General features: G+C 61.0%; 12 protein-coding genes. 7 read left to right on the forward strand and 5 right to left on the reverse strand.

Annotated elements, in window-relative coordinates; translation table 11 throughout:
- Positions 1 to 405 precede the first annotated feature (405 nt).
- The 3 genes from hemE to rho all read left to right on the forward strand — a co-directional run bounded on the left by hemE (position 406) and on the right by rho (position 3610).
- On the forward strand, positions 406 to 1473 hold the full coding sequence (hemE, locus tag RCO24_RS07570) for a uroporphyrinogen decarboxylase (RefSeq protein WP_308961190.1): 1068 nt from the start codon (positions 406 to 408) through the stop codon (positions 1471 to 1473).
- Positions 1474 to 1670: 197 nt separating this feature from the next.
- A complete protein-coding gene (gene hemJ / locus RCO24_RS07575; protein ID WP_308962392.1) occupies positions 1671 to 2114 on the forward strand; it encodes a protoporphyrinogen oxidase HemJ in 444 nt (147 codons plus the stop codon).
- Positions 2115 to 2344: 230 nt separating this feature from the next.
- Entirely contained in the window at positions 2345 to 3610 is a 1266-nt protein-coding gene (gene rho / locus RCO24_RS07580; RefSeq protein WP_308961191.1) for a transcription termination factor Rho, read from the forward strand.
- 95 nt (positions 3611 to 3705) lie between these two features.
- Here the strand turns inward: rho and RCO24_RS07585 are convergent, their stop codons facing one another.
- From RCO24_RS07585 to RCO24_RS07595, 3 genes are all read right to left on the reverse strand, one after another.
- A complete protein-coding gene (locus RCO24_RS07585) occupies positions 3706 to 5187 on the reverse strand; it encodes a PAS domain-containing methyl-accepting chemotaxis protein (RefSeq protein ID WP_308961193.1) in 1482 nt (493 codons plus the stop codon).
- Positions 5188 to 5510: 323 nt separating this feature from the next.
- The gene (locus RCO24_RS07590) at positions 5511 to 6527 is read right to left on the reverse strand and encodes a sterol desaturase family protein (protein ID WP_308961195.1); all 1017 of its coding nucleotides are present in this window, start codon (positions 6525 to 6527) and stop codon (positions 5511 to 5513) included.
- An 85-nt stretch (positions 6528 to 6612) separates the two neighbouring features.
- Complete coding sequence (locus RCO24_RS07595; protein ID WP_308961197.1) at positions 6613 to 8646, reverse strand: thioredoxin domain-containing protein; 2034 nt, start codon at positions 8644 to 8646, stop codon at positions 6613 to 6615.
- 93 nt (positions 8647 to 8739) lie between these two features.
- On the opposite strand from RCO24_RS07595, the gene mnmE reads away from it, so the two are divergent.
- Complete coding sequence (gene mnmE, locus RCO24_RS07600; RefSeq protein WP_308961198.1) at positions 8740 to 10086, forward strand: tRNA uridine-5-carboxymethylaminomethyl(34) synthesis GTPase MnmE; 1347 nt, start codon at positions 8740 to 8742, stop codon at positions 10084 to 10086.
- A 162-nt stretch (positions 10087 to 10248) separates the two neighbouring features.
- Positions 10249 to 10920 (forward strand): peptidoglycan DD-metalloendopeptidase family protein, encoded by a 672-nt coding sequence (locus RCO24_RS07605; RefSeq protein ID WP_308961199.1) that lies wholly within the window; start codon positions 10249 to 10251, stop codon positions 10918 to 10920.
- A 151-nt stretch (positions 10921 to 11071) separates the two neighbouring features.
- On the opposite strand, the gene RCO24_RS07610 is transcribed toward RCO24_RS07605, so the two are convergent.
- Both RCO24_RS07610 and RCO24_RS07615 read right to left on the reverse strand, forming a co-directional pair.
- Positions 11072 to 11827, reverse strand: coding sequence for a methyltransferase domain-containing protein (locus RCO24_RS07610; protein ID WP_308961200.1), 756 nt, complete (start codon positions 11825 to 11827; stop codon positions 11072 to 11074).
- Positions 11828 to 12182: 355 nt separating this feature from the next.
- Entirely contained in the window at positions 12183 to 12626 is a 444-nt protein-coding gene (locus RCO24_RS07615; protein WP_308961202.1) for a hypothetical protein, read from the reverse strand.
- 238 nt (positions 12627 to 12864) lie between these two features.
- Between RCO24_RS07615 and mnmG the strand changes: the two genes are divergently transcribed.
- Positions 12865 to 14739 (forward strand): tRNA uridine-5-carboxymethylaminomethyl(34) synthesis enzyme MnmG, encoded by a 1875-nt coding sequence (gene mnmG / locus RCO24_RS07620; protein WP_308961203.1) that lies wholly within the window; start codon positions 12865 to 12867, stop codon positions 14737 to 14739.
- Complete coding sequence (gene rsmG, locus RCO24_RS07625) at positions 14736 to 15437, forward strand: 16S rRNA (guanine(527)-N(7))-methyltransferase RsmG (protein ID WP_308961205.1); 702 nt, start codon at positions 14736 to 14738, stop codon at positions 15435 to 15437. Before mnmG ends, rsmG begins: the two co-directional genes overlap by 4 nt.
- Positions 15438 to 15440 lie beyond the last annotated feature (3 nt).

Consider the following 15440-nt stretch of genomic DNA (forward strand, 5'->3'; position numbering starts at 1 on the left):
TCAAGAGCCTTCTTGTTCGGGATGCGGGAGGTCGGTCCCGGAGGGGGTGTGCAAGACGGGCGAGTTATCCACCGGGATACCCCGATTACGCCCGATGTGAAGTGTTTTTCTCAAGCGGAAGCCGTCCCTGTTGATTGACGATCTCTCAACGGTCTCTTGCGGACAATCAACATGGTTTCCCCAGATCCAAGGCAAACCGAACGCGACACAAGTGGTTGACTCTCATGGCCTCGGCCGGGCCTAGTGGCGCGCGCTGCACAGGGACGCAAGCAGTAGCGTCGTGCGTTCTTCAGAGGGTAAAAGGCGCGGGAAAAGCGTGGGACAGGACCGACATCCCCGAAACTCACGGCCCTAATAACAATAATAACAACTAGAAGACTCTTAGTATTTATTGAAGGGAAGGTTATGGCCGAGAGTGCGGAGCGCAAACCGACAGCGACTGCCAAGCGGCGGTTTCTCGAACCGTTCAGGGGGGAGGCGCTCGACGTTCCCCCGATCTGGCTGATGCGCCAGGCTGGCCGCTATCTGCCGGAGTACCGCGCGACGCGGGCGGACGCGGGTGATTTTCTCACGCTTTGCTACACGCCGAAGCTCGCCGCCGAAGTAACCCTGCAGCCGATCCGGCGCTATGGGTTCGATGCTGCGATCCTGTTTTCGGATATCCTGGTCGTGCCGGATGCGCTGGGGCAAACGGTGCGGTTCGTCGAGGGAGAGGGACCGCGGCTCGATCCGATCCGGGCTGTCGGGGATCTCGGCCAGCTCGATCCGGCGAAGACGGCCACGAAATTCGGTCTCGTTTCGGAAACGGTTGCCCGGTTGCGGCAGGATCTGCCGGCGGAAACGGCGCTGATCGGTTTCTGCGGCGCGCCGTGGACGGTCGCGACCTACATGGTTCAGGGGCAAGGCTCGGCGGATCAGGCGGAAGCGCGGCTGTGGGCTTATCGCGATCCGGACGGCTTCGAGAAGCTGATCGACGTTCTGGTCGAGACGTCGATTGATTATCTCGATCAGCAGGTTAAGGCGGGGGCGGATTGCCTCCAGATTTTCGATACCTGGGCCGGATCGTTGCCGGACGACGAATTCGATCGCTGGGTGGTATCACCGACGCGGACCATCCGGGAGGCGATCCGGGATCTGCATCCGGATGTTCCGGTGATCGGGTTTCCGCGCGGGGCCGGTGCGGCCGCGGTCTGGTACGTGTCGGAGACGGGCGTCAACGGCATCGGCTGTGATACGGCGACCCCGCCGTTCGTCATGAGCGAGGCCTTCGACGACGAGGACGTGGTGGTTCAGGGCAATCTCGATCCGCTGTTGCTGGTTGCGGGCGGCAGCCACCTCGACGAGCGTGTGGATGAGATCCTCGATCTGATGCGCGGCAAAAGATTCATATTCAACCTGGGGCATGGAATCGTGCCACAAACGCCGCCGGAGAACGTGGCGCGGCTGGTCGAGCGGGTTCGCTCGAAGGGCTAAATTTAAAGCGGATCAAATGGTTGCTGTTTCTTGGCCTGATCAAAAGCGCGACCGTCGCGGATTTTCGCCGCTGAGCGAGGTGTTCGGCGCTGCGGGCAGGCTCGGGGTGGTCCGTGGTTGAGGTGCGCTCGGAAGCGTCGCCCGCCGTGCGGGCCGGGATCGCACTGGTCGTCACGGGCATTGCGTGCCTTGGCGCGATGGTGCTTTTCGGGGCTGCGGCCTATCCGTGGCTCAAGGCCGTCCATGTGATCGCGGTCATTTCGTGGATGGCCGGGATGCTCTACCTGCCGCGGCTTTTTATCTATCACTGCGACGCCCGGCCGGGCTCGGAGATGAGCGAAACGTTCAAGGTCATGGAACGGCGCCTGCTCAGGATCATCATCAATCCGGCGATGATCGTGACGTGGGTGATCGGGCTCTGGCTCGCCTGGCAGGGGGGGTATTTTACCGCTGGCTGGTTTCACGCCAAGTTGGCGCTGGTGCTGGGACTTTCCGGCGTGCACGGGTTCTTTTCGGCGTCGGTGCGGCGTTTTGGCGAGGATCGCAACACGATCTCCGCCCGGCATTGGCGGATGTGGAACGAAGCGCCGACCGTGCTGATGATCGGCATCGTCATTCTCGTGATCGTGAAACCGTTTTAGGGTTGCCGCGTTTGCGCAGAGACGCTTCCTCTCATCGAATTCGTTTGCTATAAGGGGATTAGATCGAATCGGCTCCTGGCCTCTCCGGCCAGTGAGTTGGCAATACAGCGCCTTGCGCTGTCGCCAAACGGTACGGCTTTCCCAGCCACATACCCCTCATATTCCCCACCCCAGGCCCGGCACATTTTCCCCTCCCACCCTATCTGCCGTGGCCGTCATGGAGCGGTTTCATGACCGAAATGAAGCTCGAGGACCTCAAGCTTAAGTCCCCCACCGAGCTATTGAGCTTTGCCGAAGAAGTCGGCGTCGAGAATGCCAGCACGATGCGCAAGCAGGAGCTGATGTTCGCGACGTTGAAGCAGCTTGCGGCCAAGGACATCGAAATTACCGGCGTCGGCGTCGTCGAAGTGCTGCAGGACGGCTTCGGCTTCCTGCGCTCGCCGGACGCGAACTATCTGCCGGGCCCGGACGATATCTATATCTCGCCCTCGCAGATCCGCCGTTTTGCTCTTCGGACCGGTGATACGGTCGAGGGACAGATCAGAAGCCCGAAGGAAGGTGAGCGTTACTTCGCTCTTCTCAAGGTCAACCGGATCAACTTCGAGGACCCCGAGAAGGTCAAGCACAAGATCCACTTCGACAACTTGACGCCACTCTATCCTACCTCGTGGCTCAAGATGGAAATCGAAGATCCAACCATCAGAGATCTTTCGGCGCGCGTGATCGATATCGTCGTGCCGCTCGGCAAAGGCCAGCGCGCCCTGATCGTCGCGCCGCCGCGCACCGGTAAGACGGTGCTGCTCCAGAACATCGCCCACTCGATCACGGCCAATCATCCCGAGTGCTATCTGATCGTGCTGCTCATCGACGAGCGTCCGGAAGAAGTCACGGACATGCAGCGGTCGGTGAAGGGTGAGGTCATCTCGTCCACCTTCGACGAGCCGGCTTCGCGTCACGTCCAGGTTTCCGAGATGGTCATCGAAAAGGCCAAGCGGCTGGTCGAGCACAAGCGCGACGTCGTTATCCTGCTCGACAGCATCACGCGCCTCGGCCGCGCCTATAACACCGTGGTTCCTTCTTCCGGCAAGGTGCTGACGGGCGGTGTCGACTCGAACGCACTGCAGCGTCCGAAGCGCTTCTTCGGTGCAGCCCGCAACATCGAAGAAGGTGGTTCGCTGACGATCATCGCGACCGCCCTGATCGATACCGGCAGCCGCATGGACGAAGTCATCTTCGAAGAGTTCAAGGGCACCGGTAACTCGGAAATCATTCTCGACCGCAAGGTCTCCGACAAGCGCGTGTTCCCGTCGATCGACGTTGCGCGCTCCGGTACCCGCAAGGAAGATCTCTTGGTGCCGAAGGATCAGCTCAAGAAGGTCTACGTGCTGCGGCGCATTCTCAACCCGATGGGTACGATGGATGCCATCGAGTTCCTCATCGACAAGCTGCGCTCGACCAAGACCAACGGCGAGTTCTTCCAGTCGATGAATACCTGACGCGTACTTTGCATTGTCGGCCTAAACAAAAACGCGCCGGATCCTTCGATCCGGCGCGTTTCTCGTTTGTGGCGTCCGTATAGAGCGCTTCGTGATCAGGCGATCAGTGCGTGGGAGGCTTCTCTCACCTTTTGCGTCGAAACGTTGGCGCTCTGGGCCGACGACGAGATGCGGCGCATGTTCTCCGAGATCTCGTGCACGCCCTGGGATGCGGTCTGCATATTGGACGAGATATCCTGGGTTACGGCGCCTTGTTCCTCGACCGCTGCGGCAATGCCTTGCGAGATGTCGTTGATGGTTTCGATGATGCCGGTGATGTCCTTGATGGCTGCCACCGCGTCGTAAGTTCCGCTTTGGACCGTCGCGATCTGGTTCGAGATCTCGGCGGTGGCTCTCGCGGTTTGATTGGCGAGCGCTTTGACCTCCTGGGCGACGACCGCGAAGCCCTTGCCGGCATCGCCGGCGCGCGCGGCTTCGATGGTGGCGTTGAGGGCCAGCAGGTTGGTCTGGGAAGCAATGGTGTTGATCAGCTCCACCACCTGGCCGATGCGATCGGTTGCGGTCGAGAGCCCGGTAACGACGTCGTTGGCGCGGGTGCTCTGCTTTACGGCGCGGTTGGAGATCTGTGAGGCTTCATTGACGCGCCGGCTGATTTCCTGAACCGACGCAACGAGCTCTTCAGCGGCGGAAGCGACTGCCTGGACGTTGGTGGCGGTCTGGAACGAGGAGTTTTCAGCCGATTGCGCGTCCTGGGACGTGCGCTGGATCGCGGTGGTGATTTCCGAAAGGTCAGAATCGATCTGGACGAGCGTTTTGTCCTTTTGCTGCCGGTCGTGGACCATCTTGGTGATGTCCGTGCAGAACTTGACAACCTTGTAGGGCTGGCCGGACGGGGAGAAAATCGGATTGTAGGTGGCCTGCAGCCAGACTTCCTTGCCACCTTTTCCGACGCGCTTGTATTCGGCGGCCTGGAACTCCCCGCGATTGAGAGCTGCCCAGAACTGTTGGTAGGCCGGGGAGTGGCGTTCGCTTTCCGTCACGAACATCCGGTGATGTTTGCCCTTGATCTCGTCGAAGGTGTAGCCGGTGGCGGCGAGAAAATTGGAGTTGGCGGTGATGACGGTGCCGTCGAGGTTGAATTGAATGACTGCCTGGCTCTTGTCGATTGCCGACAGCTGGCCTTCGTAGTCGGCGGTGCGCAGCTTTCTTGCGGTCACGTCGGTGCAGAATTTCACGACCTTGAATGGCTTGCCGTTCGAACCGATGATCGGGTTGTAGGTGGCTTGCAGCCAGACTTCCTTGCCGCCTTTGCCGATGCGCTTGTATTCGGCGGCCTGGAACTCCCCGCGATTGAGAGCTGCCCAAAACTGTTGGTAGGCCGCGCTATCGCGCTCGTTTTCCGTCACGAACATTCGGTGGTGCTGGCCCTTGATCTCGTCCAGCTTGTAGCCCGTTGCGGCCAGGAAGTTAGCGTTGGCCTTGAGAACTCTCCCGTCCATATCGAACTCGATGACAGCCTGAGACCGATCGATGGCGGAAAGTTGAGCATCGAGATCTGACGATTTTGCCGAAAACATGAGGGCTCCATTGCTTCTTATTGAGCACAGCTGGGCATTCCCTGGGCGCAGCGCGCTGGGGTGGGGAATTCATTGCGTTTGGGGAAATGACTTCACTCTATTGAACGGAGAAATATCATTCATATGATGAATGAATTATTACTCGGAGCGCTCTAGACGAAACTAGACGCGCCCATTTCCGGCATTTCTGATCTAAATCATCTATTTCGTCAGTACTCTGTTTCATCACGCAAACGAGTACTTCGGTATCGCAAGTAAAAGGGCCGCCAAACGGCGACCCTCTTGCAGCGAAGTCAATGGTTTGATTGTGCGGTCCGCGTCCGCTATTCGGCGGCGTCGTGGATGGCGCGGGCCTTGGCCGCCGCCGTCGGCGATTGGGCCGGCTTGCGACTCAGATCCTGCACACCCTGGCCAGGCTTGTAGCGCCACGGCAGGGTGACTTGCTCAAGGTAGCCTTTCGGGAACTGCGGGATCTCGTCGATCCCCATGTCGCCGGCTGTGATCGGACGCGGCGGCTCGGGATGGAACGTGCCGAGCATGCGGTCCCAGATATTGAAGAACAGGCCGAAGTTGCAGTCGCCTTCGGTGCCCCAGTTGACGTGGTGCAGGTGGTGGATCTGTCCGATCGCAAGGTGATTGCGCAGCGGTCCCAAGGCATAGGCCACATTCGAGTGCTGCACGATGAGCTGAATAGAAATCACGAAACCGAGCAGAAGAGCGACTTGCATCGGCATGCCGGCGATCGCCAATGGTCCGGTTGCCAGGATCATGTCGATGGCTTGGTGGAGGGGATGGCGTACGAGGCCGTTAAAGCCGTACAGCCGGTCGACGCCGTGATGGACCGCATGCAGGCGCCAAAGCATCGGAAAGCGGTGGCTCAGGTAGTGAAGGTACATCAGGCCGAAATCGGCGAGAACAACGGCCAAGGCCAACTGGCCAAGCACGGGCCAATCGCGGGGCCAGATGCCGGCATTAAGGCCGCCGGAGAACAGCCACCCGAGCAGCGGAATCGCGAGCACGCCGTTCGCGCTTTGAATTTCGTAGACCAGAACGTGGATGAGGTTGGTTTTGTCGTCGCCGTGCGGGTCATTCCATTCGGCGTACCAGGGCAACACGCGCTCGGCGAAGAACGCGGTGCTGAAAGCAACGATCAATAGCGCGACGATAGTGGCGGCGATCGCGATGTGCGACTGGAAGGTCGTTACGGCGTAATAAGCCGCGCCGTTCAATCCGATCAGCATGAAAGGTAGATAGCCGAAGCGGACCGCGTTGCGCAGAAGTCCCGACGTCATGAACACCTCGATCTTGAAACTTTCGATGTTTTCATACGCTTGGAGCACCTAGTGATGCTTGTGTGAAGTCTAGCTTTGGTAAACTCGGATTTCACAGCATTTTTTATTACTTCGTCGGTAAGGAAGCTTGATCTCACTCAACGACGCGGAAATTGGAGACAAGGCGCCGCAGCTCCGCTGCAACCGTGACGGGCAGGGCGCACTGAGGACCGAGGCAGGCGTATACCGCTGATTTTCCGTCGACTGTCGATTTTCCACGCACCGCCGGCGGACCTGCCTCGTCTACGCGTCCGTTAACTTGTATCTCCACGGCTCCCGGCACCGAAAGTCCGTGCAGCACACTTTGCAAATCAGTTTCATGTTCGTCCTTACCCCTTACTAGTACAAGGAGTTGCGGCGACAAGAGATCTATTGCCGCGGACAGAAGTCCGGTGTGCCCTGCGAGATTGCGGGCAATATCTCCCGAGAAAGCCCGCATAATTTCTTCAGCGCGTTGGGCGTAACGCGCGTCTCCGCTGAGGGTTCCCAGAACGCAGAGGTTGGACATCATCGTTGCGTTCGCCGACGGGGTGGCGTCGTCGTGCGCGGACTTCAAGCGCACGATCACGTCGCGGGTGTCGTCGGCCGCCGTGAAGTAACCGCCTGATGACGATCCCGCCCAGTAGTGTGCATCGAGCACGCTCTCCCAGGTGACGGCCTGGTTCAGGTACGCGATTTCACCGGTCGCCTGATAGAGACGGAGGGCTGCCCAGATCATGTTCGCGTAATCGGTGGCGGTGCCGGGTGAGTGACCGGTGCCATTACGTACCGAGTGAATGAGCCGACCGGAGACGGTCATCTTTTGCTCGACGAAGGTGAAGGCTCGACGTGCCATCGTCACCCAGGATGCATGATCGAACACGCTGCCTGCACGGGCGAGCGCTCCGATCATCAACCCGTTCCAATCGGCGAGCACCTTGTCGTCCCAGCCGGGGCGGACGCGTCTGGCGCGTGCTTTCAGCAGCTTGGCCCTGAGCCCTGCAAGGCGGGTTTCGTCCTCGGCAGGCGGGAGACCGTCCCACTTGAGCCGGTTCAGAATGGTGTGGCCTTCCCAGTTTCCGTCTGGGCTCACGTCGTAAGCCGCGTTGAAGAAGGCCGCGTCCTCCGCGCCGAGGACGGAGGCGATTTCACCCGCAGTCCAGACGTAGAACTTGCCTTCCTCGCCTTCGGAATCCGCATCGAGCGCAGAGGCAAAGCCCCCGCCATCCACGATCATCTCGCGGGCGAGCCAGTCGACGGTTTCGGCAACGCGGGCCTTGAGCAGCGGGCTTTGCGTTTCGCGGAACACTTCCGTCATGAGGTCGATCAACAGCGCGTTGTCGTAGAGCATCTTCTCGAAGTGGGGGACGAGCCAAAGCTCGTCGACCGAGTAGCGTGCGAATCCGCCGCCGAGGTGATCGTAGATGCCGCCTTGCGCGATCCGCTCGAGGGTTTTGATGACGGCCGTCTTGGCCGGCTCGTTGCGGTAGCGGATGGCGCCGCGCCACAGGAGCCAGAAGAAGCTCCATTGCGGAAACTTGGGTGCACCGGTGATCCCGCCGTGAATGGGATCGATCACCTGCGCCAAGCGCTGGGTGACCTCGTGCAGTATTTGATCCGTCACCGCCGGGCCGTCGCCGTCACCCGGTTTCGGCGTGATCGCGTCGACGAGGGCTTCGGCGTTGCCCGTCACCTTGTCAGGCTCGTTGCGATAGATGTCGGAGATCTTGAGCAGCACGTCGGCGAAGCCCGGGCGTCCGTACATCGGGTGCTTCGGAAAATAGGTGCCGCCCCAGAACGGGCGCGCATCGCTGTCGAGGAACATCGTCAACGGCCACCCGCCCTGCTGGCCGAGGCGGTGAAGGGCGCTCATATAGATGGCGTCGATATCGGGCCGCTCCTCGCGGTCGACCTTGATGTTCACGAAGTGATCGTTCATCACGCCTGCCGTCACCTCGTCCTCGAAGCTCTCGTGCGCCATCACGTGGCACCAGTGGCAGGCGGAATAGCCGACCGAGAGAAGGATCGGCTTGCCAGTACGCTTGGCTTCGGCCAGCGCTTCGGGTCCCCAGGCCCACCAGTGGACAGGGTTGTCGGCGTGTTGGAGAAGATAGGGGCTGCTCTCTTCGGCAAGGCGGTTGCGGGTCATGGCTCAGGTCCTCATGCTCGCGGTCTCGTTTCTTTGTCAGCTCCCGCTGCGCGAAGATGTTCCGATTCAACATTCGTGGTTCCGAGTCTAGTCATGGCCCATCCCCCAGAGCCAACCATTTTCGCGCTGGCGAGCGCGCCCGGACGGGCGGGCGTTGCGGTGGTGCGCGTCTCGGGCGAGGGCGCCAGCCGGGTGATCGACTACATGGCGGGGCCAAGGCCGGATCCGCGCCGGGCCGTCGGCCGGTTCATCCGTCACCCCGAGAGCGGGGAGAAGATCGACCGGGGCGTGGTGCTCTGGTTTCCGAAACCGGCGAGCTTCACCGGCGAGGATGTCGTCGAGCTTCACCTGCATGGCGGACGCGCGGTGGTGCAGGCGGTGCTTTCGGCGCTCACCCTGATGCCGGGGCTGCGCATGGCGGAGCCTGGCGAGTTCGCGCGGCGGGCGTTCGAAGCCGGCAAGATCGATCTCGCGGAAGTGGAGGGCCTCGCGGATCTTATCGATGCGGAGACGGAAGGGCAGCGGCGACAGGCGCTGGCGCAGGCGTCGGGTGTGCTGTCGGATCTCTATGACGGATGGCGCGCGAGCCTCGTCGAAGCGCTGGGCCTGATCGAAGCGGGCATCGATTTCGCCGATGAAGGCGATATCGGTCTCAAGACCTTCACCGATGCGCGATCGATCATCCAGGTGCTGGTGTGCGCGGTGACCCATCACCTCGAAGACGGTCATCGCGGCGAGATCCTGCGCGAGGGGTTTCGGGTAGCGCTCGTCGGTCCGCCGAACGCAGGCAAGTCGAGCCTGCTCAATGCGCTCGCGCGACGTGACGTTGCCATCGTCTCGGCCGAGGCCGGAACTACACGCGACGTGGTGGAAGCGCGGCTGGATCTCGGCGGGCTCCCTGTGATCGTGTCGGATACGGCTGGGTTCCGCGAGACGGAAGGCGCCATCGAACGCGAAGGTATGCGGCGCAGCCAGGCTACGGCGGAGGCGGCGGATCTGGTGCTGTGGCTTACCGATGCGACCGAGCCGCAGACGGTGCTGCCGGCCGAACTCGCGCCGCTCGCGGATCGGACGCTCCTGGTGATGAACAAGACCGATCTTCTGCCGGGCGGAGACGCACCGGTGCTTCCGGACGATATCGTTCCCTTGTCGGTGGAGACGGGGGCGGGGCTGGGTGACCTCATCAAGCGGCTTACGGTGATCGCTTCCGAGCGGATCGGTCACCACGGGGAACCCGCTCTCACGCAGGTCCGTCACCGGCGGCTGGTGGAAGCGTGCCGTGATGGTCTCGAGGCGTTTCTCTCGGGACCGACGGATGAGGTGGAGCTGCGCGCCGAGGATCTACGCGGGGCGGCGGATGCGCTCGGCCGCATCACCGGCCGGGTGGACGTGGAAGACGTGCTCGATCACATCTTCGGCCGCTTCTGCATCGGGAAGTAGCTTTCGGGTGTGCAGGACCGGCACGGGATGTTTCACGTGAATCCGTTTCGGGGTGGTCCGAGGCATCACGTGTTTCACGTGAATCGATTGAGCGGTTGCCGGGAGACCGGCCCGTAGACGATAGTTCGCCATGGATTTCGCTTGCAGTGCAGGTTGAACGTCATGGCTTCCGCGACAACGCCCGTTCTGTTTCCGACGCTCGGCGATGCGCGATGGGCCTACACAAATCTCGCGGCCGAGGCGAGGAGCGATCCGGAGGTTTCCGATCTCTCACCCAATCCGCTCAACGACCCCGACTTCTGCCGGAGGTGGGTGGAGGCCGATGCCCGGCGCAAAGGGGTCGATTTCACGTATGGGGGATACATGGAGCCCCGCGATCATCTTTGGCGTGGGCACTACCATCATCCTGATCTGATGCGTCACACGGCGGTGGATTACAATGTCCCGGCAGGCACCCCGGTGACGGCTCCGGCGAAGGGCAGGGTCCTCTGGGTCGTGCGCGATCCGTCGTTTGGCGGCTGGGGCGGGTGTGTCTTCATCGCGCTCGCCAACCCCTACCTGGGTGCAGACTACTACCTGATGGCGCATCTCGCGCACGCAGGCCTTCCGTCAGCCGGTGACATTCTTCCGCGCGGAAGCCAGCTGGGTTTCATCGGAGAGCCGCACGAGAATGGCGTCTGGTTTCCGCATCTGCATCTGCAGTGCTTCGACCAGACGATCTATGATCGATATGCGCCGACTCTCGACGACATGGACGGCTACGGGCCGAACCAAGAAGTGATCAATTCACATATGCCCGATCCGACCGCATTGGGTGCGGGGCTGCATCGGTAGTTTCCAATGCTTCGGTATGAAATGTTTCACGTGAATCCAGCTTCGGAGATGTCCGCGAGACGCGTTTGCTTCGTTCGTCGCGTACGCTCGAAGTGGCACACCCCGTTTCATGTGAATCCATTTCAGGTACGGGTTTTCGCATCGGCGACGTTCAGCCGGGCTTTCTGGCCCACGCGCCGAAAACCATCTCCCATATGCACGTCCGGTTCGTTTCGTGCCGCTCCGCGCTCAGCCTGGCGTCAAGTGTTTCGACGTCAATCTCTTCAGCCGTCGCGACATCGGCGGCACCAATGCGCCCAAGCATCGCGCGGACGATCGCTGCAATGGGATGCGACTGGTCCGGCGTCAGGATCGTCGCTTCAGCGCGTACGTGCTCGACCTCGAAGCCCGCACGCACCAATGCCGGAGCGAGGTGCAGGCCCATGTGAATATCGGCCCCCTCGCGCTCAACCGTATCCCATATCCAGCGACTGACGCGTTCGTGGAGCGGCATCTCCGGCGCGCAGATCGGCATCGAGGTGGAGTCGTGCTCTTGGAGTACGATGAGACCTCCAGGCTTCAAGACATCGGTAACGTGCATCAAGGCTGCGACAGCATCGGGTTGATACATGAGAACGCGCCGCCCGATTACGGCATCGAAAGCGCCAAGTTCGGTCGGAAGCGAGCTCAGGTCGGCTCGCTCGAAGCTGACGTTCGCCAAGCCGAGATTGGAAACGCGTGCGCGGCCGGCTTCAAGTGGTGCCTGCTCACGATCGATGCCGACTACCTGTCCTCTCATGCCGACAAGCTGCGCGGCGAGTATGCTCACGTCACCGCGCCCGCAGCCTATGTCCAATACGCGCATGCCTTCTTGGAGACCTGCGTCGAGCAATAGCCGACGGGTCTGGTCTTCAGCGCGATCCTTCATCAAGTCTTTCTTTTGAGTGTCTGTCCTACGGAGGGCGTCGGCATAAAATGTTTCACGTGAATCGAGTTTAAGAAGCTATTTGGCATCCGTTGTTTCACGTGAATCCGAAATGGAGGGACATCGGCGCTTTGAGCTAGCGTTATTGTTTGCTTCAATTGGCAATGGATTTTGGGTCTCTTTGTTTCACGTGAATCCTCCAGCCGCATCGATCGCGGCGCCGGGTCAACCGGCACGAGATGTTTCACGTGAATCAGCTGTGTCGCATCGGGATTCAAGCGCAATCACCCTGTTCGATGACGTGCCTGGATCCCGGCCTGCGCCGGGATGGCGTCTAATTGTGGGTGTTTAGGCGGCGTTAGCGCGCAACGAGGCTCGCGGCGATTTCGGCGTTCGACGCGAACGACGACAGCAGGGGTTCGGACATTTCCGGCGCGGGTTCCGGCGCGCGCGCGACCTGGTTCTTCGGCTGGCACCGGTCCTTTGCCATGGCGAGCAGATATTCGTTTCTCTGAGAAAGTGCCCTGCTTTCTTTGCCGGCGGCATCCTGGAAGTCGAGGCCGATCCAAGCGGGCCAGATCACGAAGCCCGCAACGCCCGCGACGACGTTCTGGCCGAGTTTCAAGCTCTGTTCCGTCGCCAGAGCGGAAATGCGCTCGTTATTGATTTTCGTTTCGGCAGAGATCTGGTTGCAATCAAGCCTGTGGTCGGACGCCTGGATCAGAGGCGAGATCTGAGGCGCACGACCAGCGCAGCCACCAAGGGCAATCAGCGCAACGCAACCTGCAGCGAACTTCAACATCGGGCCGACCCCCCGGCTTTTTCGACAAGGCCAGCTTAGGTGCCCTAAAAAGGCACCGAAAAGTTCGGGTGACAGGAAGCTGTGCGTATACGGCTGCTATCCACATGAAACACGCGCGGAGCGGGTCACTATCAATGCCATGCACGGCGGACGCTGGTTTGGCCTGCTTTGACCCGGGGGCGGGGCTCCTGTATCTCTCCGCGATCAAGTGAGCAGAGATGGACGGATGGTCGGCGAAATGACCTCGCGGACTTTCGATGTGATTGTCGTTGGTGGTGGACATGCGGGCGTGGAAGCGGCCGCAGCGGCGGCCCGCATGGGTGCGTCTGTCGCGCTCGTCACGCATCGCTTCGAGACCATCGGCGAAATGAGCTGCAATCCGGCGATCGGGGGGCTCGGGAAGGGCCATCTGGTGCGCGAGATCGATGCGCTGGATGGGCTCATGGGCCGGGTCGCCGATGCGGCGGGCATTCAGTTTCGGCTGCTCAATCGCTCCAAGGGGCCGGCCGTGCAGGGTCCGCGGGCCCAGGCTGACCGCGCGCTTTACCGGGCTGCTATGCAGCAAGCGATCCGGGAGACCCAAGGGCTTACGGTCATCGAAGGGGCGGTCGAGGATCTGATCGTCGACGGTGACGAGGTGGGCGGGATCATCACCCAGGCCGGTGAGCGATTTTCGGCCGGATCCGTGGTTTTGACGACTGGTACTTTTCTCAATGGTCTCATCCATTTAGGTGATTTTACTCAACCGGCAGGACGGGTCGGCGACGCGCCCGCGCTAAAGCTTTCCGAACGGCTTTATGGGCTCGGCCTCGCGATGGGTCGGCTCAAGACCGGAACGCCCGCGCGGCTTGCCAAGAGTTCGATCGATTGGGATTCGCTCGAACAACAGGCGGCGGACGCGGAGCCGGTGCCGTTCTCGTTCCTGACCGAGAAGATCACCAACCCGCAGGTGACGTGCGCAATCACGGCCACCAGCGAGGCGACGCACGCGATCATCCGCGCCAATCTCGCGCGCTCGCCGATGTATTCGGGGCAGATCGCCTCGCGCGGTCCGCGGTATTGCCCGTCGATCGAGGACAAGGTGGTGCGCTTTGCCGACAGGAGCGCGCATCAGGTGTTCCTGGAGCCCGAGGGGCTCGACGACGACACGGTTTATCCGAATGGTGTCTCGACCTCGCTTCCGGCTGATGTTCAAGAAGCTTTTCTCAAGACACTTCCGGGACTTGAGCGTGTTGTCTTAAAGCGGCCCGGCTATGCGATCGAGTACGATTACGTCGATCCGCGGGAGCTGCTGCCGACGCTCGAGACCAAGCGGCTGAAGCGGCTATTCCTCGCCGGCCAGATCAACGGCACCACGGGCTACGAGGAAGCGGGCGCGCAGGGGCTCGCGGCCGGGATCAATGCGGCGCTTAGGGCGTCCGGAGGGGCACGAACCTTCGTGCTGTCGCGGGCGGATGCCTATCTCGGCGTCATGATCGACGATCTGGTGTCGCGCGGGGTGACCGAACCCTATCGTATGTTCACGTCGCGGGCCGAGTTTCGGTTGCGTTTGCGGGCAGACAATGCGGATCAGCGTTTGACGCCTTTGGGCAGTGAAATCGGCTGTGTGAGCCCGGTTCGTTCACGGTCCTATCTAAATAAAAACAATGAGTTATCTCGTGTAGTTGAAGCTCTTTCTCAAAAAACGCTTACACCGTCAAAAGCGGAACGAAACGGAATCGAAATCAACAAGGATGGAAGGCGGCGAACGGCGTTCGAGCTTCTATCCTATCCGGACATGAACTTCGGCCGCTTGGCTGAGATCTGGCCTGAGCTTTCGGCGGTGGCCCCTGCGATCGCTGCGCAAATCGAAATTGACGCTCGCTACGATTCCTATGTCCGGCGGCAGGAGATCGACGTCGCAGCTTTGAAGAAAGACGAGGCGATCTCTATCCCCGCTTCGTTCGACTATGCAACTCTACCGAGCCTCAAAGCCGAGCTTCGCCATAAGCTCGCTCAGCAGCGTCCCTCGACGCTCGCTCAGGCTGGGAAGATCGAAGGCATGACGCCGGCGGCGCTCATGCTCGTGTTGGCGGCAATCAAAAAGCAAACGGGACGGAAACGCGCGTCATGACAACGACTTCGAGGGGGGCGGGGACTTCCGGGCCGGCCGGGGGTGTCGGCCGAATCGAGTCTGCTGAAGCGTTCCAAGAAGCCTTTGGCGTTTCACGTGAAACGCTGGACCGGCTCAGGACATACGAGGGGCTGGTCAAGAGCTGGCAGAAGGCTGTCAACCTGGTTTCGCCGACCACGCTGGACGAAATTTGGCACCGGCATTTCGCTGATTCTGCCCAGCTTTTCGATTTCGCCCCCCAGGGAGGAAAATCCTGGCTGGACCTCGGGTCCGGGGGCGGTTTTCCGGGGCTCGTGCTGGCCATCCTGCTCGCGGAGAAAAATCCGGACGCCCGCATGACGCTGGTCGAGTCGGATTCGCGCAAGGCGGCCTTTCTCGGCGAGGTGGCCCGAAAGACTGGGCTTGCTGTGGAGATTCGCGTCGAGCGGATCGAAAAGTACGCGACTCACGATAAGTCTCAGATAAAAGACGTAATCACTGCGCGTGCCCTTGCGCCGTTGTCCAAGCTTCTGGGGCTCGTTTTGCCGATTTTTTCTCCCCACACCGTGGCTCTTTTTCCGAAGGGCCGGGATGTCGAGGCGGAAATTGTCGAGGCATCGCAGAAGTTTGCGTTCGACTTTACGCAGTTTCCCAGCCTGACGGACGCTCAGGCGCGCATTGTGGCGATGCGAAATTTGGCTGTGAAGACGGAGGGCTAGCCC

This window comes from Hyphomicrobium sp. LHD-15 (genome assembly GCF_031157355.1).
GTDB lineage: Bacteria > Pseudomonadota > Alphaproteobacteria > Rhizobiales > Hyphomicrobiaceae > Hyphomicrobium_C.

Excerpts from the sequence above, each read along its gene's own strand:
- RCO24_RS07610 (WP_308961200.1), bottom strand. The coding sequence starts at position 11,827 with ATGAAGGATCGCGCTGAAGACCAGACCCGTCGGCTATTGCTCGACGCA.
- mnmG (WP_308961203.1), top strand. The coding sequence starts at position 12,865 with ATGACCTCGCGGACTTTCGATGTGATTGTCGTTGGTGGTGGACATGCG.
- RCO24_RS07615 (WP_308961202.1), bottom strand. The coding sequence starts at position 12,626 with ATGTTGAAGTTCGCTGCAGGTTGCGTTGCGCTGATTGCCCTTGGTGGC.
- rho (WP_308961191.1), top strand. The coding sequence starts at position 2,345 with ATGACCGAAATGAAGCTCGAGGACCTCAAGCTTAAGTCCCCCACCGAG.
- RCO24_RS07595 (WP_308961197.1), bottom strand. The coding sequence starts at position 8,646 with ATGACCCGCAACCGCCTTGCCGAAGAGAGCAGCCCCTATCTTCTCCAA.
- rsmG (WP_308961205.1), top strand. The coding sequence starts at position 14,736 with ATGACAACGACTTCGAGGGGGGCGGGGACTTCCGGGCCGGCCGGGGGT.
- hemE (WP_308961190.1), top strand. The coding sequence starts at position 406 with ATGGCCGAGAGTGCGGAGCGCAAACCGACAGCGACTGCCAAGCGGCGG.
- mnmE (WP_308961198.1), top strand. The coding sequence starts at position 8,740 with ATGGCCCATCCCCCAGAGCCAACCATTTTCGCGCTGGCGAGCGCGCCC.
- hemJ (WP_308962392.1), top strand. The coding sequence starts at position 1,671 with ATGGTGCTTTTCGGGGCTGCGGCCTATCCGTGGCTCAAGGCCGTCCAT.
- RCO24_RS07585 (WP_308961193.1), bottom strand. The coding sequence starts at position 5,187 with ATGTTTTCGGCAAAATCGTCAGATCTCGATGCTCAACTTTCCGCCATC.
- RCO24_RS07605 (WP_308961199.1), top strand. The coding sequence starts at position 10,249 with ATGGCTTCCGCGACAACGCCCGTTCTGTTTCCGACGCTCGGCGATGCG.